A 21,752-nucleotide genomic window follows, 5' to 3' on the forward strand; every position below is an offset into this window, starting at 1 on the left:
TGTTATTATTTACCTATCCTGCCCAAAAATGGCGCCTTCCCATCAAAAAAGCTACCTAAGAAACATCCTTAGGTAGCTTGATTATCATTATTCGGCTGATTCCTCACCATCAATCAAATAATTGTAGTCTGAACGAACAACTGGCTCAAATCCTTGTGGTGTGTAGAATCGTAACAAGTCACCATTTACAACTTTATCAGAAGTAGCTAATTTTTCTTCTACGATTTCCTGAAGCTTTTTCGCAGTGTCTAGCTGGTCATCTGTAATTTCAACACCTGTTGTTGAATTATAAAACTTACCATCGACTGAAGAAATGGTTGGACTTACGAAATCACCATTACGGAATGGAATCACTTGATCATGTTGCTCAGAGAGTAAATCTGTTCCGAATTGTACATAATCCTTTGAATCAATTCCAAGTAAGTGTAAAAGTGTTGGCAGAAGATCAATTTGACCACCATATTGGTGCTGAACCCCACCTTCCATTCCTGGAACACGGATAAATAACGGTACCCGTTGAAGGGAAGCTGTATCAAATGGTGTAATTTCTTCTTTTTCCAAAACCTGCTTCATTGCTTTATTATGGTTTTCAGAAATACCATAATGGTCACCATACATAATGATAATTGAATTATCGTATAAACCTTTTTCTTTTAAATCATTGAAGAATTGCTCTAATGCTTCATCGGCATATCGTGCCGTTTGGAAATATCGATCAACAGAACGATCACCTGTTGTATGAGGTTCAATCGTTGCATCTTCATCATCGATTCGATATGGATAGTGATGCGTTACTGTAATAAATTTTGTATAAAATGGCTGTGGTAATGTTTCTAATAAATCTGCTGATTGCTCATAAAATGGTTTATCCATTAATCCATATTCAGCAAGGTCTTCAGGATTCATTTGATAAAAACTTGAATCAAAGAAGTGATTATAGCCAAATGATTTATAAATTTCATTCCGGTTCCAGAAACTACCTGAGTTACCGTGGAATACAGCAGATGTATAACCTTCTTGTCCAAGGATTGCTGGAGCAGCTTGATACGTGTTCAAGCCTTTCGTTGTAAACGCAGATCCCTGTGGTAAACCATATAATGAGTTTTCAAGAATAAACTCTGCATCAGCCGTTTTACCTTGTGCGGTCTGATGGAAGAAATTATCAAAATAAAGGGTATTCCCTTCATTCACTAATGAATTTAAGAAAGGTGTTACTTCTTCCCCATGCAGCTTATAATTGATTAAGAAGTTTTGCATGGACTCAAGGTGAAGATAAATCACGTTCATGCCTTTACCAGCTCCAAAAGACTCCGGATTTGGTTCAGCATAATTTGCTTTTGTATAGTTAATCACTTCAATGCTATCATTACTATCTGCTAATGCTCTTTGCGTAGAAGCTTTTGTACTTTGAACAGCATCGTAAATCGTGTAGTTATACATACCTAAATATTTCACAATATAATGGCGGTCAAATCCACGTGTTAATAGCTGTGGACGATCAGCCTCTGCAAGTGTAAGGTTAACAGCTGAAATCAAAATCGCAAACGCAAATAATGCAGCTACTTTTAACCCTCTCACACTTGTTTTCGTTTCAATCTTGACAACTTTAAATACAACAAGTCCTAGAAGTACGATAAAGTCAACAAAGAATAAGAAATCATACGGTTTTAAAAGTGAAACAACACTTCCGCTCACATCACCAAAGTTTTGTGTTTGGAACAATGTTGGCAATGTAATAAAATCACTAAAGAAACGGTAATATAAAATATTCGCGTATAAAAGGAAAGACATTAAAAAATAGATAATAAGTAGTCGTCTATATCTCTTTTTCTCTTTTCCTAAAAATGCAAGACCTAAAAAGAATAAAGCTGATCCAAGTGGATTCAAAATCAATAAAAAAGTTTGTAATGAATTATCAATATTTAAGTTAAATTCGGTTGATTGTGAAATAAATGTTTTTATCCAAAGTAATAACACTGCTACTAAATAGAAGCCAAAAAAGCCAGTGAAGATATTTTGACCACGTTTTAGAAAATTCTCTTTCATGATTGCACCTACCTTCAATCTAAACAAAAATTATTTCAATAACTAAAATCGTAAAAACTATTTTACCAAGCAAATATGAACAAATTATTAACAAATGTAATTAAATTTACATTAGGAATACATTCACTTACTTTACTACGTTTCGTCAAAAAGTCAATAGCTCTGAAAAACCCCGAAATTTTCTTGCAACTTATGTATTCCCTTACACACTAGCCTGTACACCGTATTTACAAACTTTTATAAAATACGTTACATTCTTCTGATTTATGACCAATTTTTCTTTACAAAAGGAAGCAAAATAAAAGACGAAACAATTGCTTTCAATTATACTACTATAAAAGGAATTACTTTAAATGGAAAGGGCTATTCGAACTATGTTTATTCTAGCGATTCTCCTATTTCTCTTGCTTTATAGTAGTATGAGCTTTTATATTGGGTATATGGGATGGGTGTGGCTCAAACATTCCTTTTCTTTTCGACATAAAAAGACATATACCTTAGTCATTTTGGCTTTATCCTTAACCATTTTTGTTGGTTATTCGACATCATCAGCCGTTCTACAGACGATTGGGTATTATTGGCTCATCCTAACAGGATTTGGACTTATCCTCCTACCATTTGCCACCCTTATCTTCTTTCTATTAAAAAAGAAAGTCATTCGCACTATCGGTTTCAGTGTGCTAACGGTGTACATCCTAATCTTTAGCTTCGGAACTTTCTATGCATGGAGTCCTGTTGTTCAGACGTACCATCTTTCGATCGACAAAAATGTCGATCGGGATCGTTTAAAGATATTAATGGCTTCTGATTTTCACCTTGGGAGCATTGTTGGTAAAAACCATCTCGAAAAATTTGTCCATTTAGTAGAAGAAACTCGTCCAGATATTGTGTTGATCCCTGGGGATCTTATCGATGATCACATTGAGCCATTTTTAAAAGAAAACATGGGTGACATGATGCAAAAAATCAATGCACCACTTGGTGTCTATGCCACACTGGGAAATCATGACTACTACGGGCGGGATAACGAAAAAATTGTCGAAGAAATGGAGAAGCTCGGGATTGAGGTATTAACCGATGAAGTGACGATGATTGAAAATGAAATCTATATAATAGGAAGAAATGATGATACAAATAAAAATCGTGTCGAAATAGCGAAGCTAGTTTCAACACTTGATTCATCAAAACCGATGATTATGCTTGATCATCAGCCGAATGAATTAGATGCTGCACAGGCAAACGGAATCGATTTGATTTTGTCAGGACATACCCATCGCGGACAAGTTTTTCCTGGTAATCTAATTACCAACTTGCTTTATGAGAATGATTACGGATTATTGAAAAAAGGAGATTTAAATTCCATTGTATCTTCCGGGTTTGGAACTTGGGGACCACCCCTTAGACTTGGAACAAGGTCAGAGGTTGTTATTATTAATGTAGACTTTAAATAAAAAAGCATTACCTTTATGTACAAAGGTAATGCTTTTCTCCTTAATTAATAGAAGTTGTCGTATTTTCTTTCCCTTTTGAAATCAGTTGATCAAGCGCAAATGCCTTTGAACCAGTGATAGCAAGCATCACAGCCATCGCAAGAAATGCTAAATCTAATTCATAACCTGCCATCTGTCCATTACCTAAAAAGCCTATTGCAAGTTTCACTTTTATAATTGCCCCAACCATCACAATCGCAAATAAGATAGACACGATTCTACTAAATAATCCAAGAACTAACATAATTCCACCAACAAGCTCAATACCTGCTACTCCATATGCTAAAACCCCTGGTAGTCCAATGCTGTCGAACCAGCCAACCGTGTTTTCAATTCCGTCTTGGAACTTCACAAGTCCATGAACAAAAAATGTAATACCTAAAACAACTCTTATAATTAAACTACCTAATTCAAATTTATTTTGCATCTCTATTTCCTCCATTTTTCAATTCGTTCGTGATCCATTCGATGAAATCACGATAATTTTGTAGTGAAACGGTGTGCCCTTCTGGATAAGAATGAAAGCTCACATTCGCTCCCTGCTTTTCAAAAAACTCCTTACTCTCCACTCCCCATTGATACGGCAACACAGGGTCTTGTTGTCCATGTGAAATAAAGATTGAAAGGTTTTCGACAGATTGGATTTCATATTCCTCTTTTACAAAACCAGGAATATACCCGCTTAATGCAACAATACCCTTAATTCTGTCTCCTAATGAAAGCCCTAAAGTCATCGAAACGATGGCTCCCTGGCTAAATCCTAATAAATAGACGTTTTCTTGATCAATTGGGTAATTTTGCGAAGCATAATCAAGAAATTGTGTGAGTCGACCAATGCTCTGGTCGAATACTTTTCTGTGCGGCTTCCCATAACCTTCAATTGTAAAAAAGGCATAGCCTGGTGGCTGTGGTAATGGTCCACGAATACTAAAAATATAAAATAGTTCCTCTAATCCTTTTGTTAACGTGAGGAGATCTTGTTCATTGCTCCCCATTCCATGCATTAAAAACAAAGCAGGATATTTTTTATCAGGATCAAGTGTGGAAGGATTGCGTAGCTCATAAACAAAAGGTGAATTCAATTCGATCATCCCTTCTTCATTATATTTACTTAAAGTATCCCCACAGCAAAGTATTTGTATAGAAATAAAATATTCGTATAAAGAAACTAATGGGCAAAAAAAGAAAAACCCTCGGGTTTGTTTCTTTATATGAATATTTGTTGTTTATAAGATAACAATACCTGTAGTAGATTGTCAACACTTTTTTTGCTAATATAAAATTAAGTTTCCTACTAGAAAACATGTGAGGTACAAATTATGGATATTGGTACTAAAATTCGTGCAATACGCAATCGAAAAAAAATAACCATCGCCCAAATGTGTGAAGGCACGGGTCTTTCAAAGGGTTTTATCAGCAATGTTGAAAATAACAATACCTCTCCATCGATTAACACATTAAAAACAATTTCTGATTTTCTAGAGGTTCCTCTTCCCTACTTATTATTAGAAAAGAAAGAACACATGCGGGTCGTTCGTAAGGATGCTCGTATAAAAACATCCTTTAATCATTTACAGGTGGAACATCTCACATCCAAGGGCGGCTTGCGCATGATGATTGTCGAATGTCCACCTGGTGCTTCCATGGGAGAACCGAATGCACATGAAGGGGAAGAATGCCATTTAGTCTTAAAAGGAAAAATCCTCGCTGAACAAGGGGAAGATTCCGTAATCGTTGAAGAGGGAGATTCCTTTAGCTGGAATGCCAGTGTTCCCCATTTTGTAAAGAATATTGGTGAAACCACTGCAGTGATTTTGATCTCTGTCTACTCCGATTCGGAATTGAATGATATTTTTTAGATTTGTTAAAAGCTTGCGAAAAATCGCAGGCTTTTTTTCTTGGTTATCATTTGTTCGGCTAAAAATAAGAAAAAAACTTTGACATCGTTTTAAAAATCATGTACATTATCTAATGTACGAACATTATTAAATAACAAAGAAAATAATATTCGGTTTTAGGAGTGTTTTTAATGGAAAATGTATTTGATTACGAAGATATTCAATTAATCCCAGCAAAATGTATTGTAAACAGTCGTTCTGAGTGTGACACAACAGTTGAATTTGGTGGCCACACCTTTAAACTTCCGGTTGTTCCTGCTAACATGCAGACCATTATAGATGAGAAAATCGCATTATTTTTAGCTGAAAATGGTTATTTCTATATTATGCACCGTTTTAACCCAGAAAAACGTGTTGATTTTATTAAAGACATGCAATCTCGTGGTTTAATTGCCTCAATTAGTGTTGGCGTTAAACCTGAGGAATACACATTTGTCGAACAGCTTGCTGAAGAAAACCTTGTACCAGAATTCATCACAATTGATATTGCTCATGGTCATTCAAACTCGGTAATTGCAATGATAAAGCATATCAAGGCGCATTTGCCAAAGAGCTTTGTCATCGCTGGTAACGTTGGTACTCCAGAAGCAGTAAGAGAATTAGAAAATGCGGGTGCGGACGCAACGAAGGTTGGAATTGGACCAGGTAAGGTTTGTATCACAAAAATCAAAACTGGTTTCGGAACTGGCGGCTGGCAACTAGCAGCACTTCGTTGGTGTGCAAAAGCTGCAACAAAGCCTGTCATTGCAGATGGGGGTATTCGTACTCACGGTGATATAGCAAAATCAGTCCGCTTCGGTGCGAAAATGGTTATGATCGGTTCCCTCTTCGCTGGACATGAAGAATCACCAGGTGAAACAAAAGAAATGGACGGGAAGTTAGTGAAAGAATACTTCGGTTCAGCTTCCGAATTCCAAAAAGGCGAAAAGAAGAATGTTGAAGGTAAGAAAATCTACGTGGAGCACAAAGGCTCACTAAAAGATACACTGAAAGAAATGGAACAAGACCTGCAGTCTGCTATTTCTTACTCAGGCGGAAACAAACTAGATTCCATCCGCCACGTCGACTACGTAGTCGTCAAAAACTCAATCTTCAACGGCGATCGCATTTATTAAGAGCAAGGGGACGGTTCTCCTGGTCCCTATTTTAGGCTATTGAACTAGGTATATATTTGTAAAAGGGAACCTCCAGTCTTGTTCTGGGGGTTCCCTTTTAGTTCCATAAATACCTAATGAGAGCCAATAGAACCGTCCCTCTGGTTCCCTACTTCATCGATAAAATCATATTCAAGCGGTATGTCTGTTGTCGTATAGAAAAATCCTTTATATCTAATGGTGTCGTTAGAGTTAATGATTAATTCCTTGATTGGCTCTCCTTTTTTGTTGTAAATGGTTGTGTTAAAACGATAACCCATATAGCCTACTGAGGGCTTCCCTTTTTTAAACGTAACCTCGTTTAAATTCTTAATAATTCGGTGGATTTCCTCTTCTGAAGTAATATCAAACCTAAATCCTGAATTCCCGTCGACTATATGTATTTTTGAAACATCGGAAGGATGAATATCAAATAGCTTGTGCGGCACATATGTAAAACTGTATAGTAGGACAAGAAGTAACGGTATTAATATTAAAATTGTTTTTAATTTCATTAGGTTTCCACCTTTTAGAATAGGAGTGTTTTTATTGTTTATTAAGCTTACAAAAGAACAACAGCAATTCATGATTTCCGATATACAGGAATTTTTCTCACTTGAAAGAGATGAAGAAATCAGTGAGTTTGCAGCAGAGCAGGTATTGCATTTTGTAAAAGAAAAACTGGCACCACATATCTACAATGCTGCCGTCCATGATGTAAAAGCGGTTGTGGATCAACAATTCGCTTCTCTTGACGATGAAATTTTAACGCTCGAAAGACCTATTAAAAGATAGAGTAGATTTTCATACGGTTGCTCACACTACTATACGAGGAGTGATAGCATATGAAAAAAGACAACGATAATCTCTTTGATCCAGATGATACATATGGTGTTTTCAAATCAGAGATGGAAGTTGATTCTGATGTCAACGAAGACATGAATCGTGAAAGATTGCTTGATGAGTCGGTTGAAGCGTTTATAAAATTGAAAAAAAATCTACCTAAATAGTTCGAGAGAAAGAGGAAGAATCCTTCTTAATCTAGGAATATTTTTGTTTATTAAAGGGACATGGTTGATACTCAAGGACATTTCGCACAGCATTTGTTCTAGGTTTGTATTCGAGATGACTTCTCACGGACAATTCATGTAGTTATTTAATCAGATTTTTCCACGATAGCATGTCTCAGAGACATTTCGCTAGGGATTTTAACTTGATTTGTCTTTGAGACCTAGCCTCAGAGACAATTCGCTTTCATTTGAGCTTGATTTGTCCTTGAAACGGCTTATCAGAGACCTTTTACTTAGCATTTGAACTAGATTTGTCTTCGAGACTTTGTCTCATAGACATTTCGATTTGCAACTGAGCTTGATTTGTCCTTGAAACGGCTTATCAGAGACCTTTTACTTAGCATTTGAACTAGATTTGTCTTCGAGACCTTGCCTTAGAGACATTTCGAACTGCATTTGCGCTAGTTTTGTCTTCGAGAAGACTTCTCACGGACAATTCATGTAGTTATAAAATTCAATCTGTCCACGATAGCATGTCTCAGAGACATTTCGCTCGGAATTTCAACTCGATTTGTCTTTGAGACCTAGCCTCAGAGACAATTCGTTTCGCATTTGAGCTTGATTTGTCCTTGAAACGGCTTATCAGAGACCTTTTACTTAGCATTTGAACTAAATTTGTCTCCCAGACCTTGTCTCAGAGACATTTCGCATCATCAAATCAATAAAAAAAAACAAGCCATAATGCCCCTTGATGCATTATGGCTTTTTGCTTTACCATTGTTCCGTCTTCATTTTTTGATTCGTAACATAAAACATACCCGGAATAATGACCAATGAAACAGCCAACAAGACGATCGCCATCGAATTTTTACTCATATCATTTAGCCCAATGGCAAAAACGACACCATATATGCTGGATGCTAGGATGTTTCCGATAAATCTTGAAGTCATCAACAAACCAGATGCAATTCCCGTTTGAGCGACACGAATAAATGTGTATAACAGGTTTTGCAAGCTGATATTCATCAGACCGTTACTAATTCCAAACAGCGCCAAAACCAAGGCAATCCACAGCAACGAGGAATTTTTTGTCGTCATATAAAGGAATACGACTCCTACAATTCCAATCCCCGCCCCAGCAAGTAGCGGAACTCGGTACCCCACTCTTTCTGCCCATCTTGTGGCAATTGGTGTTGTGATCATCGCAAATACGGATAACGCCAACATCATCAATCCTGTGTATTCTGAACCCAGCTCGATAACCTCCTGTAAATAGATGGGCGCAAACAAAAGGATTGAGAAGAATATCAGCGTTGCTAAGATGTACTGTGCATAAATAATAGAAATCGTAGGATTCTTTTGCAAAAAGACGACATTGATCAAAGGTTCTGCTTTCTTTTTTTCATACCTATAAAAAAGAATCGACAAACCAATAGAAAGAATCAAGAACCAACCATTAAAACCGCCTTCCAATGATAGCAAAAAGACCATCCAACTTGTGATAAAAGCACTAAATAGAATCATTCCGAGAATATCCCATTTATATGTTTTCCCTTCACTGGGCTCATCTTTCGGGATATAGAGCCATGTTAAAAGTGCAGACAGTAAAATGACCGGAAGATTGACATAGAAAATAACTGGCCAGCCTCCATATTCAATCAGTAAACCACTAATCGTTGGTCCAAACGCAGCGGAAGTAGTTGCAAATACCGCCAACGTACCAATCACCCGATTTTGATTTTGTTTAATATACAGGCGGACCATCCCTATCCCTGCTGGATAAAGTGCTGATGTGCCAAGCGCTTGAATCAGTCTCATGCTTAGAAGCATCATCATGCTTTTCGACATTGGCGCAAGGATAGATGATATCAACACGAGCAATAATCCAATGAGAAATATTCGCTTCCTTCCATAATAATCACTAAGCCTTCCAATGATTGGTAAAAAAAATTGCACTTACAATGAAGTAAGAGGCGATTAACCATGAAGTATCAGTTGATGAAAGCTCGAAATCCCGTTGTATCGATGGTAAAGCGACCGTAATCATCGTGGTGTTAAGTGGGTTTAAAATGGCTCCCAATGCAATCGCAATGATGAATAATGTTGGTTTTTTTATAGTATCAGACATGATGTACTCCCCTTTTACCTAGTTTAAATAGTGTATCATACAAACTTTTTCTCCGGTGGAAAAATACATTCCGTTAAAAATGCATGGATAATCTCCTCATCGTGGCAAAAACTACAAATAGATTAAAGAATTGGGGGATTCAGATGTTTAGTAGAGCAACGAAAATCACCACATTGTTTTGGATTGCGATTCTTGGGGTTATTTTAACAACGATGTATACAATTGTAATTATGATTCAGGGTAGTCGAACGATGAAAATGATCCGGTATATTTATAATCAAGTTAAAAAGAGTAATGAACAAGAAAATCGCGGGGAATAACCCTCGCGATTTTCGTTTATTCTTCGATTTTAAAAGCTAATCCCTTTTCTTCGAGAGCTTTTCGGAGCTCCCTTATGGCAGTTGGACCGACTCCATGTAAGGCCAACACTTCTTTTTCAGTTAGCTTCGTGTACTGCTCTATCATGACGTATCCCGCTCCATGCAAGGCACGTAATGCTGGTTTGCTTAATTTTAACTCATCTATTTCAGCCATCATATTTTCCCCTTTTGTCATTTTCTTTTTTCATGCATATACTTCATCCACTTTTTCTGTTTATGACTCATCATAAAATACCCTATCCCCGATATAGCTGTAACCCCTGCAGAAAGGTATAGGAACAATGATTGCGAAGCAAAAATGCCTGCTGCAATTCCAGAAAAACCAAATAAAGATAGCAGGAATAAATGCTTTTTATTATTTTCGTAAATCGTAAATTGAAATTCTCTACGCTGTTCAACTTCCTTAAAATTTTCTAAAGTATGAGGTAACTGTAAGAAATCCTGAATTGAATGAAACATCTTAAACACCGGGAGTGCTTGGATCCAATTTAAAACGAATGACCATTTCTGATTGCCACTTTTATGTAACCAATTCATAAATACTGGCTTAACGATATCTAAAACCTCTTCCTCAGGGATTAAATGGAGTAAAATCCCTTCAATTGCGACGAAGGAGCGACCTAAAAAGACAAATCGTGTTGGGACCTGAATGGGAAGTGCCTGAACAATGTCATTCATTTCACGTTTAAAAGCAATTAGGTCAATTTCCTTTAATTGAGATAAATCAAAAGACATCCATTCCTCTAATAGTTTCTCCATTGTTCTAAGGTCAGATTCAGGTAATAAGAATCCCAACTGCGATAAACACTCGACTGCCTTTGTATAATTCTTTGTAAGAAAACTTTCAACCAACCTTTGAAAGTTCGTAGCATCTTTTTTCGAGATTTCTCCAACCATACCGAAATCTAGTAAAATAATTTTACCTTCCTTTGATAAAAGTACATTCCCCGGATGCGGGTCTGCGTGAAACAAACCAGGTTCGAGCCATTGAGGAAGGAAGAGTTCAATTAAAATCTGGGCAAGACGTTTTCGATCCATCGATTGCACATCCTCGATTTCTGAAATCTTGATTCCGTCTACCCATTCCATCACAAGAACCTTTGATGTACTATACTCGGGATAGACCTTAGGGATGGTAACACCGTCATGATCCTTGAACCTTTCTTTAAAAATTTCAAGCGTATGTAGCTCCATTGAATAATCCAATTCGCGCTCAATCACTTGTTTTATTTCTTTAAACAGAACTTTAAAGTTGATAAAACCCTTTGGAACAGGTACAAAATGATCGGCAAACCAAATGATAATAGCCAATGTTCGAAAATCTGTCTTAAGTATTGATTGGATATGGGGTCTTTGGACTTTAACGGCTATTTTTTCTCCATTTGTTAAGATTCCCTTATATACTTCTCCAATCGACGCAGAAGCAATTGCCTCTTTTTCAATTGATTGTAAAATCCCATGAGTAGAGCTCCGCCACTCCTCTTTAAGAATTTCCTCAATATCCTCCCAATCTGACGAAGGCACTTTATCAGTAAGGTCTTGGATTTGCTTAATAAAAGGTTCAGGTAGCAAATCGGCTCTTGTGCTTAAGATTTGTCCAACCTTAATGAGTAGACCTTCCAATTCAAAAAGTGTCTTACGAAACCTTGCACCAATATCCATCCAAAGTTTATCCCATTCCTTCTGTGGCTTTTTGCGAAGCTTAAACCAAAAGATCTTAATAAATATCACAAAAGCCATTGAAAGCACTTTGGACATTCGAACAATCTTATTTCTCGTCTTCATTTAGCATTCACTCATTTCCCCAAACGTTCCTATTAGAAATACTTCAATATAAAAAGCATTTCTCCTTTAAAAAAGAAATGCTTTTAGGTGTTTTTATATTTGTAGTTTTTCGACATTGGACGGTATTTCTAACGGTAATCCTACATAGTTTTCGGCTAGACTTGTCATGGCAGCCCTTGATGAAGTTAAATATTCTAATTCTGCTAGCTGGATGCCATGTTCAAAGCTACTATGTTCAAAATCTCGATGGAGCATCGTCGTCATCCAATTTGAGAATCGTTGGGCTTTCCAAACCCGTCGCAGACAAATCTCTGAATACTGATCAAGAGTTTCGTCTTTACCCGCTTGATAGAATTCACTAATCCCCTTGGCCAAGACTTGGATATCAGCAAGTGCTAGATTTAATCCTTTCGCGCCAGTTGGCGGAACAATATGGGCAGAATCACCAGCTAAGAAAAGGCGACCATATCTCATTGTTTCACAAACAAAGCTTCTCATTGAAACAATATTTTTTTGAATAATCGGCCCATCTTTTAAACTCCATCCATCCATGTCCACTCTTGCATGAAGTTCTGCCCAAATTCGGTCATCGGACCAGTTTTTAATATCGTCTTTAGGATTTACCTGGAGATAATAGCGTTGAATCTCAGGAGACCTCGTACTAATTAAAGCAAAGCCTCGTTCATGATTGGAATAGATTAATTCTGGGTTTGCCGGCGGTGCCTCCGCTAAAATTCCTAGCCATCCAAATGGATAGACCTTTTGCTTTTCGACCTTTACACGGTCTGGTATAGCTTTTCGACTTGGACCATGAAAGCCGTCACATCCCGCAATAAAATCACATTCCATTTCCTCAAGTTCTTTTCCTGCCTCTCTACGGAACTTGATTTTCGGTGTGTCGGTTTCTAACTGATGTAAGCTCACATCACTGACGTTGAAATAAATTTGTCCACCCGCTTCTAGGCGTGCAGCTACTAAGTCTTTTATAACTTCGTGCTGGGCATACACCATAATTTTCTTTCCACCAGTAAGCTCTTTGAAATCAATGCGATGCCTTTTATCTTTAAATTGCAATTCAATTCCTTCGTGGACATGTCCTTCTCTCATCATCCGCTCTCCCACACCTGTCGTATTCAAGAGGTCAATAGTACCTTGCTCCAACACTCCAGCACGAACGGTTCCTTCAATAGCCTCACGGGAACGTGACTCAAGGATGATTGATTCGATTCCTTGCAGGTGTAGTAAATGGGAAAGCATGAGTCCTGCTGGACCTGCCCCTATGATCCCCACTTTCGTTTTCATGATCTCCCCCCTTTATTTTTGGTTCAATTGATTACTTTGCATATTCGCTTTCTTCTAAAGTAGCCATGTCAGATAATTTTCTTAAACCAAATGTAATGAGAGCATTCCAACTTCCAGATGATTGACCATCTGCTAGATAAGTGGGGTCTGCATTTTCATCAATAATGCTTAATAACATAGCAAGATGACGCCCACCAGATTCTACCCTCGCAAACCGCGCATACTTCGGAAGCATATCATAAGCTGACTGAAAATCTTTATTCATGATAAATTCAATGAATTGTTTATCCATCGCATGTTCTGTAACGGTTGGCTTATTATGTCTACCCCTTACCAAGTTATGAGAGAGGGCACCACTTGAAATAAAGACTACCTTTTTATCACTTTCCCGCAGAACCTTACCAATAACTTGCCCCCACCTATAGGTCTCTTCTATAGATGCAGCCAACGTAACTGATAAATTGATGACTGGAATATCTTCGTCTGGAACTAAGTAGCGCAATGGAACTACACTGCCATAATCCCATACATAGTAGGGATCATTTACTCCTTGAACTTGTAGACCTGCCTCTTCACCCGCTTTCACCAATTCCTTCGCCAAATCTTCATCTCCAGGATAGTGATATGGAACATCCTTAATTAAATCAGGGGCTTCAATCGCAGTTAAGATCCCTTTATGAACTGGCGTACAATCAACATAATGAAAAAAGGTTGACGGCCAGTGACAAGAAACTAATACGATGACATCTGGTTTGATCTCCTTTAGTCTCTTCCCTATTTCATTCATGGCAGAAGCCATATCCTGTTGGAACTCAGGTACTTGATCTGCATGACACATAGATGGAACATGTGGTACAAGCATGCTACATTCAATTGTCATCCCATTCCCTCCTAAAATAAGATTATTTGAATCTACCAAACTCTTTAGAAAACGCTCTCATTTAAAATGTGAATATGGGAAGCAAGAGCTACTCATCTTGCTTCCCCTTTGTGATATTTGTGATAACTCTATTTTCCAACGGGTTCTCCCGCTTTACCCCAATGTGTTTTTGGAATTTCAGTAACGAGTACTCGAATGGTTTCCTTATCCGAACCTAAAGTTTCAGAGACCGTGTTTGTTACATTACGAATTAATTCAGCGACTTTCTCCTTCGGTCTGCCTTCCATCATTTGCACGTATATAATTGGCATGAAAACCCTTCCTCTCTTAATCTGTTACAGTGAAACTAACTTCACCAAATCCATCGAATTTACCACTTACGACATCACCATGCTGCAACATTACGGCACTCGTAATCCCGCCTGATAAAATAATGTCCCCTTTGTGAATCTTTCCACCTTTAGCTGCAAGCATATTCGCAAGCATCGCGATTGAATTTGCCGGGTGACCAAGAACTGCAGCTCCTGCACCCAGTTCTTTTATTTCACCATTAATGGACAAAGTGGCGCCTACAAGGTCAAGCTCAAATTGTTCAGGCTTCTTCAACGTTGTCCCTAACACAACCCGTGAAGTAGAAGCATTATCGGCAATTACATCCGGTAAGGTAAACTGGAAGTTTTCATAACGGCTATCAATCAACTCGAGAGCCGGTAATACATATTCCGTTTTTGCTAAAACCTGTGCCCCGGTTATGCCAGGACCTTCTATATCCTCGCCAATAACAAACGCAATTTCCGCCTCAACTTTAGGATGAATTTGGTCGCTTAGGCGAGCCTTTCCTCCATTTTCAATCAACATATAATCAAACACATAGCCGTAAATCGGATCTGTAATTCCCATCTGCTTCATTTTCGCCGGGCTTGTTAAACCCATCTTAGGACCCACAATACGTTTTCCTTCATTCAGTTTCATGTTGACAATTTCTTCCTGAACAAGATATGCCTCTTCAACTGTTAAATCCGGTTTTAAATTTGCTGTAACTCTTGTTACCTCGCGTTTTTCAACTTCTGCCGAAACGAGGTATTGGGCAATTTCTTTATATTGACTCATTCGATTTCCTCCTTAAACGACAGCATGCTTTCTTGCTGCCAATTCTGCCGCTACATCCATGATCATATCTTCTTGACCACCCACAACTTGTCTTCTTCCAAGTTCGATTAAGATCTCGCGCGAGTCAATGTTGAATTTTTTCGCAGCACGCTGAGCAAAAAGCAGGAAGCTTGAATAGACACCTGCATAGCCAAGGACAAGGCTATCTCTTGTAATTTCCTGTGGTTTCTCTAAAATTGGTGCTACCAATTCTTCTGCAATATCCATCATTTTAAAAAGATCGACTCCCGTTTTTATCCCCATTTTATCGAGGACGGAAACAAGTACTTCCGTTTGTGTATTCCCAGCCCCTGCACCTAAGCAGCGAATACTACCATCAATTCTAGTAGCCCCTTCCTGAATGGCCGCAAGTGTATTGGCCATGGCTAAGGAAAGGTTATTATGGGCATGGAAACCAACATTAACCGTCAACGTATCTTTGAGAGCACGGATTCTTTCTGATACTTGATGTGGCAACAGGGCTCCAGCCGAATCAACAACATAGACGGTATCGGCACCATAGCTTTCCATTAATTTGGCTTGCTCGACTAATTTTGCAGTTGGTGCCATGTGGGACATCATAAGAAATCCAACTGTTTCAAGTCCGAGATCCTTTGCTGTGGCGATATGCTGCGGTGATACATCAGCCTCCGTGACGTGTGTTGCAATTCGAGCCATTTTCGCTCCTAACTGGGCCGCTTGCTTTAACTCTGGCATTGTTCCAATCCCTGGCAAGAGAAGGACAGCAATTTTCGCATTGTTTACAACAGATGCTGCCGCTTCTATTAACTCCAATTCGTTTGTTAGGGATAGGCCGTATTGCAAGGACGAGCCTCCCAGCCCATCACCATGGGAAACTTCGATATAAGGAACATTTGCTTCATCTAAAGCCTTTGTGATATTTGTTACTTGTTCAACGGTAAATTGATGCCTAATCGCATGACTACCATCTCGCAATGCAACTTCCGTAATTAATACATCTCTATCATTGGTCATCTCTTTTTCCCCCTCCCTTAAACAGTGACTTTCGAAATTTTATGCTGTGCCCATTCTTCGGCGACTTTCACGGCGGCTGCAGTCATAATATCTAAGTTTCCGGAATACTTCGGTAGATAATCGCCAGCTCCTTCTACTTCAATAAAGACGGTAATTCGGTTGTCATCGAAGATTGGCTCTTGCCTTAATCGATATCCCGGTACATAGGCTTGAACCTGCTTTTCCATTTCCTTGATTGAAGCTGTAATTTCTTCATGCTGAACTGATTCACCCTCGACAATAACATGAATGGTGTCTCGCATGATAATAGGAGGTTCTGCTGGATTTAAAATGATGATTGCTTTCCCTCTTCTTGCGCCGCCAATCCTTTCAATTCCGCGGGCAGTTGTTTGGGTAAATTCATCAATATTGGCTCTCGTTCCCGGTCCAGCACTCTTACTCGAAATCGTTGCGACAATTTCCGCATACTCAACCTGTTGGACGCGGTTAATCGCATGAACCATCGGAATCGTTGCTTGACCTCCACACGTTATGAGGTTAATATTCTCTGCTTCCACATGCTCCCCTAGATTTACAGAGGGTACAACAAATGGCCCTACTGCAGCTGGCGTTAAATCGAGCACCTGCTTTCCAGCGTCTTTTAATAGTTTGGCATGACGGATATGAGCTTTCGCACTGGTTGCATCAAACACAATATCAGCCAGTTCGGGTCTTTCTAAAAATCCGTTTATTCCAGTATCAATCGTTTCAAACCCGTACTCTCGAGCTTTTCTTAATCCATCTGACTCTGGTTCAATTCCAATAACGGTCGTTAATTCAAGTATGTTAGACCTACGAAGTTTTAGCATAAGATCTGTGCCAATATTTCCTGATCCAAGAATGGCAACTTTTACTTTTGACATCTATTTCTCCCCTCCCTATTTTTAAAAACGAACACTCACTTGGCCAATATGGGCAAATCGTGCAGTGAATGAATCACCTTCATGTGCTTCTATAGCCGCTGATAAGGCACCTGATAGAATAACCTCTCCTGCTCGAAGCGGTATATCAAATTCAGAAAGCTTATTCGCTAGCCATGCGACACAGTTTGCAGGATTTCCCAATGCTGCTGCACCGACACCTGTATTAACCAACTCGCCGTTCTTTGATAGAGTCATCCCGATTAACTCGAGATCAATATCTTCTACCTTGGTTGGTTTTCCGCCAAGCACATAAAACCCAGAAGATGCATTATCGGCAACCGTGTCTGCAAGCTTAATCTTCCAATCTTTCACTCTACTATCGACGATTTCTAATGCTGGAACGATATACTCTGTTGCTTGAAGTACATCAAGCGCAGTTACATTCGGTCCACGTAAATCCTTCTTTAAAATAAATGCAATTTCACCTTCCACCTTAGGCTGCAATACTTTATCAATCAAAATCTTTCCACCATTTTCGACCACCATGCTGTCCAATAAGTGACCGTAGTCCGGTTCATCTACTCCTAATAGATTCTGCATCGCTAAAGAGGTTAAACCGATTTTTTTCCCGACGATCTTCTGCCCTTCAGCTACCCTTTTTTTAATATTTTCAAGCTGAATATAATAAGCGTCCTTGACTGTTAGCTCTGAATCTACTGAAGTTGGCGCTTCAATTCCAATGCGAGTAGATTCTGCTTCAGCCAATTGCAAGGCAAATTGTTCGATTTTATTTGTCACGGTTACACATCCTTCCTTATAACTTGATTGTGATATTGGATAATTCTGAGTAAAAATCAAGACTATGCATTCCACCCGTTCTGCCGATACCACTATGCTTCATGCCACCAAATGGTGTACGAAGGTCACGCAAAAACCATGTGTTGACCCAAATAATTCCGGCTTCAATCTGGTGGGCTACACGGTGGGCACGTCGAAGATCATTTGTCCAAATGGTTGCACTTAAACCGTAATGCGTATCATTTGCCTGCATGATGACTTCTTCTTCCATATCAAATGGAGTAATCGTCACAACTGGTCCAAAGATCTCTTCACGCACACAACGAGAATTTCGATCCAACCCTGTAATAATCGTAGGCTCTAAAAAATAACCTTTGTCTAATCCCTCAGGACGTTTTCCACCTGTCACAAAATTCCCACCATCATTGCGAGCAATTTCAAGATAGCTATTCACACGATCATAATGTTCTTTACTGATTAATGCCCCGACATTGGTATCTGCATTTTCCGGTTGACCTACTTTTAATGCCTTCACTTTTTCAGAGAACTTGTTTAAGAACTCTTCGTATACTGGACGTTCTACATAAATTCTTGAACCGCAAAGACACACTTCACCTTGATTAATAAAGCTTGATTTAATCGTCGTTTCAATAACCTCATCAAGGTCGGAATCCGCGAAAATAATATTTGGATTTTTTCCACCAAGCTCGAACGATAATTTTTTCAATGAGTTAGAAGCCGCTCTCATAATCGCTGAGCCTGTTCCCGGTTCACCGATAAAGGAAATCGCATCAACATCTGGATGCTCAGAGATTGCACTTCCAGCAGAGTTGGTACCAAATCCATGAACTAAATTGACAACCCCGTCCGGAACTCCGGCTTCCTTACAAATCTCCATCAAGACTGTTGCAGTCATGGGTGTCCACTCAGCTGGTTTGATGACCGCAGTATTCCCCATTGCTAGACATGGTGCTAATTTCCAAGTTAGAAGCAGTAACGGTAGGTTCCATGGCTTAATAATCCCAACCACCCCTACCGGACGACGATGGGTATAATGTAAGGCTTTATCGTCTTGTAGATTCGCATCCGTATTTACTGAGACCATATAATCAGCAAAAAAGTGGAAGTTATATGCTGCACGTGGAATATCAACACTATTTGCTAACCAGAATGGCTTTCCAGTATCTAAAGATTCAAGGCGTGCGAGCTCCTCTTGTCTTTCAAGGATTAAATCTCCAATCCGACGAAGTATTTTCGAACGCTCCTCAACTGTTGTGTTTTTCCACTTTCCATTTAAAGCTCTTCTGGCTGCAGCTACAGCAAAGTTGACCTCTTCTTTCCCACCCTCTGCAACAGTTCCCAGTACCTCTTCGGTAGCAGGATTGATATTGGTAAATGTTTTTTGATTCTGTGATTCAACAAATTGTCCGTTAATAAAATGTAAACAATTTATTGCTTGTACTCTTGTTTCTACTTGCATGGAACAATTCCTCCCTCTATTAACAAAATTTTACGATAATTTATGACTGTATCGTACCCTCTATCGATGTCATAAACAACACTCCTGTTTCTCTATGTGGAACAACTACAAAATAAATTTCATTTTCCGAAAAAAATAGTTGTCTAACAAATCAAAATATTTTTGATTCTACCTTTTCAAGTACATACTTCTTTGCTATATTACGTACTATGAACAACGTTACAAACTAGGAGGTATAGGCAATGCATGATTTTCACACACATTTTATCCCACCTGATGTCATTACATGGCTAAAGGATCATCAACAAACAGTAAACGCAAAATGTGTAAAAAAAGATGCAAACAAGGATGAATTTTTAGTGGTGAATGAAAAATGGGGCTTTGAACTTAAACAAGCTTTCATTGACAGTCATCTTTATGTAAAAGAACAAGAGAAAGCAGGCGTCACCCATTCCATTGTTTCACCCATTCCACAGCTTTTCTTGTATGATTTTCCTGATGACATTTCATCTGATATTTCTCATGTATACAATCATTCGTTAGCACAATGGACAAAAACAGCACCCCAGAAAATTTCAGCACTCGGAACTGTCCCCCTTACGAATCCAGACAAAGCAGCACAAATTTTACACGAAGGAATGAATCTTGGGCTAAAAGGAGTCATCATTGGCCCAGGCCTACCAGGTCGAATGTTATCTGATGACTTTTTCACCCCATTTTTTGAAGAAGCAAACCGGCTCAATGCCATCGTTTTTATCCATCCACTTTTAGCGGAAGACCCACGACTCCAAAGAAGAATGATGCCAAACCTTATCGGTGTTCCGTGGGAAACGACCATTTGTGCAACTGATTTCTTATTAAGTGGACTGATTGATCGATATCCTCATGTTAAAGTTTTATTTGCCCATGGAGGTGGATTCCTTCCATATCAAATTGGGAGATTGGATAAGGGGTATGAGCAGTGGAAGCTAGTATCCACAAATCTTCAAGCCCCACCATCTGAGTACATAAAACGCTTTTGGTATGACACCGTTTTGTGGAACCAAGAAAGTCTCGAATTCCTCTGTAAAACAGTTGGACAAGACAGAATCGTGCCTGGTTCAGATTATCCCTTTGACCTTGCTGTGTGGCCACCTGTGGAAAAGTATCAACAGGGTGTAGTTTCGTTACTTGGATAAATCATAGGTAGAACTCCTTATCAAAAATAAGGAGTTTTCCTTTATTTAGACAGAAACGGTACGGTGAAAAAAATACACCACTTATATGTAAGTGATGTAGTCAGATTTTCGCTATGTTTTTTAAATTAGTAAATTCATTATGAAGCTTTCTCTTTTTTCTGCAATAAAACAGCCGCAATTACGATTACCCCTTTAAATGCTTCCCTTAAAAACGGTGGCACTCCGAAAAGATTAAGTAAGTTATTCATAACAGCAATAATTAGCATACCGTAAACAGTCCCCAGGATGAAACCTCTTCCACCCATCATATTTGTTCCCCCAACAACCGCTGCAGCGATAGCATCCATTTCCATTCCTCTACCTGCATTAGAAAAGTCCATTGATCCAATTCGTGAAACCTGGATAATTGCGGCTATCGACACCAGCAACCCCATTAGAGCGTATACACGGAGCTTCACTTTCTCTACATTAATACCAGAAAGCTTAGCAGCCCTTTCATTTGATCCGACCGCAATAATATGCCTTCCAAAGGTTGTTCTTTTTGATACATAGTAGAGAATATACGCAATGACCGCCCAATAAACAATTGGCATAATCATGTAATTTCCGATTTTAAAGCTAGCAATCTGTAAAAATTCTACTGGTACAGTAGGATTATACCCTTGCATAAAATGCTGTGTAACACTTCTAAAAATCATCATTGCTCCTAATGTAGCAATAAATGGGGGTACATTCCCCTTTGTTATACTAACTCCAATAAGTGAACCTAAAAGGTATCCTGCTAGTAATACGAATACTATCGTGATCATAATTGCAGGTACACCTGTTATTCCCATTATTCCTAGTAATCCTTTTGTACCCGTATCTAAGAGCATCATTGAAAAGGCACCTGTAACAACCAAGGTTGAACCAACTGCTAAATCAATACCGCCTGTCATAATAACAAACGTCATTCCTAAAGCAACAATAGCTGTACCTGCATTATTTCGTAAAATATTTATCCAGTTGTTAATCCATGATTGAAACCATTCCCCAAAAGAATTATAATCAAAACCTAAAACCAAGGTTTGCAAAATAATCATAATAATTAATGCAATTGCGATACTGAATAGTGGATCATTTGACCATTTATATTTAAACCAATAAAAGAAGTTTTTTTTATTTTTTATCCTTGTTTGCTCTATACTTGGCTTCATA

24 protein-coding genes are annotated in these 21,752 nt (G+C 38.6%); 7 read left to right on the forward strand and 17 right to left on the reverse strand.

The window, feature by feature from the left end; translation table 11 throughout:
* Positions 1–87 precede the first annotated feature (87 nt).
* Positions 88–2,046: a lipoteichoic acid synthase gene (gene ltaS, locus RGU12_RS04190; RefSeq protein ID WP_309534933.1), complete on the reverse strand. Its 1,959-nt coding sequence runs from the start codon at positions 2,044–2,046 to the stop codon at positions 88–90.
* Positions 2,047–2,399: 353 nt separating this feature from the next.
* On the opposite strand from ltaS, the gene RGU12_RS04195 reads away from it, so the two are divergent.
* Complete coding sequence (locus RGU12_RS04195) at positions 2,400–3,497, forward strand: metallophosphoesterase (protein ID WP_309534934.1); 1,098 nt, start codon at positions 2,400–2,402, stop codon at positions 3,495–3,497.
* 40 nt (positions 3,498–3,537) lie between these two features.
* Here the strand turns inward: RGU12_RS04195 and RGU12_RS04200 are convergent, their stop codons facing one another.
* Positions 3,538–3,963, reverse strand: coding sequence for a DoxX family protein (locus RGU12_RS04200; protein WP_309534935.1), 426 nt, complete (start codon positions 3,961–3,963; stop codon positions 3,538–3,540).
* Entirely contained in the window at positions 3,953–4,627 is a 675-nt protein-coding gene (locus RGU12_RS04205; protein WP_309534936.1) for an alpha/beta hydrolase, read from the reverse strand. Before RGU12_RS04205 ends, RGU12_RS04200 begins: the two co-directional genes overlap by 11 nt.
* 228 nt (positions 4,628–4,855) lie before the next feature.
* Here RGU12_RS04205 and RGU12_RS04210 point away from each other — a divergent pair, with 228 nt between their 5' ends.
* Positions 4,856–5,395, forward strand: coding sequence for a helix-turn-helix domain-containing protein (locus RGU12_RS04210; protein WP_309534937.1), 540 nt, complete (start codon positions 4,856–4,858; stop codon positions 5,393–5,395).
* A 170-nt stretch (positions 5,396–5,565) separates the two neighbouring features.
* Positions 5,566–6,549: a GMP reductase gene (gene guaC, locus RGU12_RS04215; RefSeq protein WP_309534938.1), complete on the forward strand. Its 984-nt coding sequence runs from the start codon at positions 5,566–5,568 to the stop codon at positions 6,547–6,549.
* Between the two features lie 113 nt (positions 6,550–6,662).
* On the opposite strand, the gene RGU12_RS04220 is transcribed toward guaC, so the two are convergent.
* On the reverse strand, positions 6,663–7,082 hold the full coding sequence (locus RGU12_RS04220) for a hypothetical protein (protein ID WP_309534939.1): 420 nt from the start codon (positions 7,080–7,082) through the stop codon (positions 6,663–6,665).
* Between the two features lie 34 nt (positions 7,083–7,116).
* On the opposite strand from RGU12_RS04220, the gene RGU12_RS04225 reads away from it, so the two are divergent.
* Both RGU12_RS04225 and RGU12_RS04230 read left to right on the forward strand, forming a co-directional pair.
* On the forward strand, positions 7,117–7,362 hold the full coding sequence (locus RGU12_RS04225) for a DUF2164 domain-containing protein (RefSeq protein ID WP_116350871.1): 246 nt from the start codon (positions 7,117–7,119) through the stop codon (positions 7,360–7,362).
* Between the two features lie 50 nt (positions 7,363–7,412).
* Positions 7,413–7,577 (forward strand): hypothetical protein, encoded by a 165-nt coding sequence (locus RGU12_RS04230; protein ID WP_309534940.1) that lies wholly within the window; start codon positions 7,413–7,415, stop codon positions 7,575–7,577.
* Positions 7,578–8,348: 771 nt separating this feature from the next.
* On the opposite strand, the gene RGU12_RS04235 is transcribed toward RGU12_RS04230, so the two are convergent.
* Both RGU12_RS04235 and RGU12_RS04240 read right to left on the reverse strand, forming a co-directional pair.
* Positions 8,349–9,533, reverse strand: a complete 1,185-nt coding sequence (locus tag RGU12_RS04235) for an MFS transporter (RefSeq protein ID WP_309534941.1) — start codon at positions 9,531–9,533, stop codon at positions 8,349–8,351.
* Positions 9,499–9,705: a hypothetical protein gene (locus RGU12_RS04240; protein WP_309534942.1), complete on the reverse strand. Its 207-nt coding sequence runs from the start codon at positions 9,703–9,705 to the stop codon at positions 9,499–9,501. The genes RGU12_RS04235 and RGU12_RS04240 overlap by 35 nt, the downstream gene beginning before the upstream one ends.
* Positions 9,706–9,848: 143 nt before the next feature.
* Here RGU12_RS04240 and RGU12_RS04245 point away from each other — a divergent pair, with 143 nt between their 5' ends.
* On the forward strand, positions 9,849–10,025 hold the full coding sequence (locus tag RGU12_RS04245; RefSeq protein ID WP_309534943.1) for a hypothetical protein: 177 nt from the start codon (positions 9,849–9,851) through the stop codon (positions 10,023–10,025).
* 16 nt (positions 10,026–10,041) lie between these two features.
* Here RGU12_RS04245 and RGU12_RS04250 read toward each other — a convergent pair whose 3' ends face one another.
* The 10 genes from RGU12_RS04250 to RGU12_RS04295 all read right to left on the reverse strand — a co-directional run bounded on the left by RGU12_RS04250 (position 10,042) and on the right by RGU12_RS04295 (position 19,377).
* Positions 10,042–10,260, reverse strand: a complete 219-nt coding sequence (locus RGU12_RS04250) for a DNA-directed RNA polymerase subunit alpha C-terminal domain-containing protein (protein WP_309534944.1) — start codon at positions 10,258–10,260, stop codon at positions 10,042–10,044.
* Positions 10,257–11,870 carry an ABC1 kinase family protein gene (locus tag RGU12_RS04255; RefSeq protein WP_309534945.1) on the reverse strand — a complete coding sequence of 538 codons (1,614 nt, stop codon included), beginning with the start codon at positions 11,868–11,870 and terminating at the stop codon, positions 10,257–10,259. The genes RGU12_RS04250 and RGU12_RS04255 overlap by 4 nt, the downstream gene beginning before the upstream one ends.
* Positions 11,871–11,963: 93 nt before the next feature.
* A complete protein-coding gene (gene pobA / locus RGU12_RS04260) occupies positions 11,964–13,172 on the reverse strand; it encodes a 4-hydroxybenzoate 3-monooxygenase (protein WP_309534946.1) in 1,209 nt (402 codons plus the stop codon).
* A 31-nt stretch (positions 13,173–13,203) separates the two neighbouring features.
* On the reverse strand, positions 13,204–14,052 hold the full coding sequence (locus tag RGU12_RS04265) for a DODA-type extradiol aromatic ring-opening family dioxygenase (protein WP_309534947.1): 849 nt from the start codon (positions 14,050–14,052) through the stop codon (positions 13,204–13,206).
* A 128-nt stretch (positions 14,053–14,180) separates the two neighbouring features.
* Positions 14,181–14,363 (reverse strand): 4-oxalocrotonate tautomerase, encoded by a 183-nt coding sequence (locus RGU12_RS04270; RefSeq protein WP_309534948.1) that lies wholly within the window; start codon positions 14,361–14,363, stop codon positions 14,181–14,183.
* Between the two features lie 16 nt (positions 14,364–14,379).
* Complete coding sequence (locus tag RGU12_RS04275; protein WP_309534949.1) at positions 14,380–15,162, reverse strand: 2-keto-4-pentenoate hydratase; 783 nt, start codon at positions 15,160–15,162, stop codon at positions 14,380–14,382.
* Positions 15,163–15,174: 12 nt separating this feature from the next.
* Positions 15,175–16,197 (reverse strand): 4-hydroxy-2-oxovalerate aldolase, encoded by a 1,023-nt coding sequence (gene dmpG / locus RGU12_RS04280; RefSeq protein ID WP_309534950.1) that lies wholly within the window; start codon positions 16,195–16,197, stop codon positions 15,175–15,177.
* Positions 16,198–16,214: 17 nt separating this feature from the next.
* Positions 16,215–17,099 carry an acetaldehyde dehydrogenase (acetylating) gene (locus tag RGU12_RS04285; RefSeq protein ID WP_309534951.1) on the reverse strand — a complete coding sequence of 295 codons (885 nt, stop codon included), beginning with the start codon at positions 17,097–17,099 and terminating at the stop codon, positions 16,215–16,217.
* A 21-nt stretch (positions 17,100–17,120) separates the two neighbouring features.
* The gene (locus RGU12_RS04290) at positions 17,121–17,897 is read right to left on the reverse strand and encodes a 2-keto-4-pentenoate hydratase (protein WP_309534952.1); all 777 of its coding nucleotides are present in this window, start codon (positions 17,895–17,897) and stop codon (positions 17,121–17,123) included.
* A 16-nt stretch (positions 17,898–17,913) separates the two neighbouring features.
* The gene (locus RGU12_RS04295; RefSeq protein ID WP_309534953.1) at positions 17,914–19,377 is read right to left on the reverse strand and encodes an aldehyde dehydrogenase; all 1,464 of its coding nucleotides are present in this window, start codon (positions 19,375–19,377) and stop codon (positions 17,914–17,916) included.
* A gap of 242 nt (positions 19,378–19,619) precedes the next feature.
* Here RGU12_RS04295 and RGU12_RS04300 point away from each other — a divergent pair, with 242 nt between their 5' ends.
* The gene (locus RGU12_RS04300; protein WP_309534954.1) at positions 19,620–20,555 is read left to right on the forward strand and encodes an amidohydrolase family protein; all 936 of its coding nucleotides are present in this window, start codon (positions 19,620–19,622) and stop codon (positions 20,553–20,555) included.
* A gap of 137 nt (positions 20,556–20,692) precedes the next feature.
* Here the strand turns inward: RGU12_RS04300 and RGU12_RS04305 are convergent, their stop codons facing one another.
* Positions 20,693–21,751 (reverse strand): ABC transporter permease, encoded by a 1,059-nt coding sequence (locus RGU12_RS04305; RefSeq protein ID WP_309534955.1) that lies wholly within the window; start codon positions 21,749–21,751, stop codon positions 20,693–20,695.
* Position 21,752 lies beyond the last annotated feature (1 nt).

It is taken from the genome of Ferdinandcohnia sp. QZ13 (assembly GCF_031324165.1).
Taxonomy (GTDB): domain Bacteria; phylum Bacillota; class Bacilli; order Bacillales; family Bacillaceae_L; genus Ferdinandcohnia.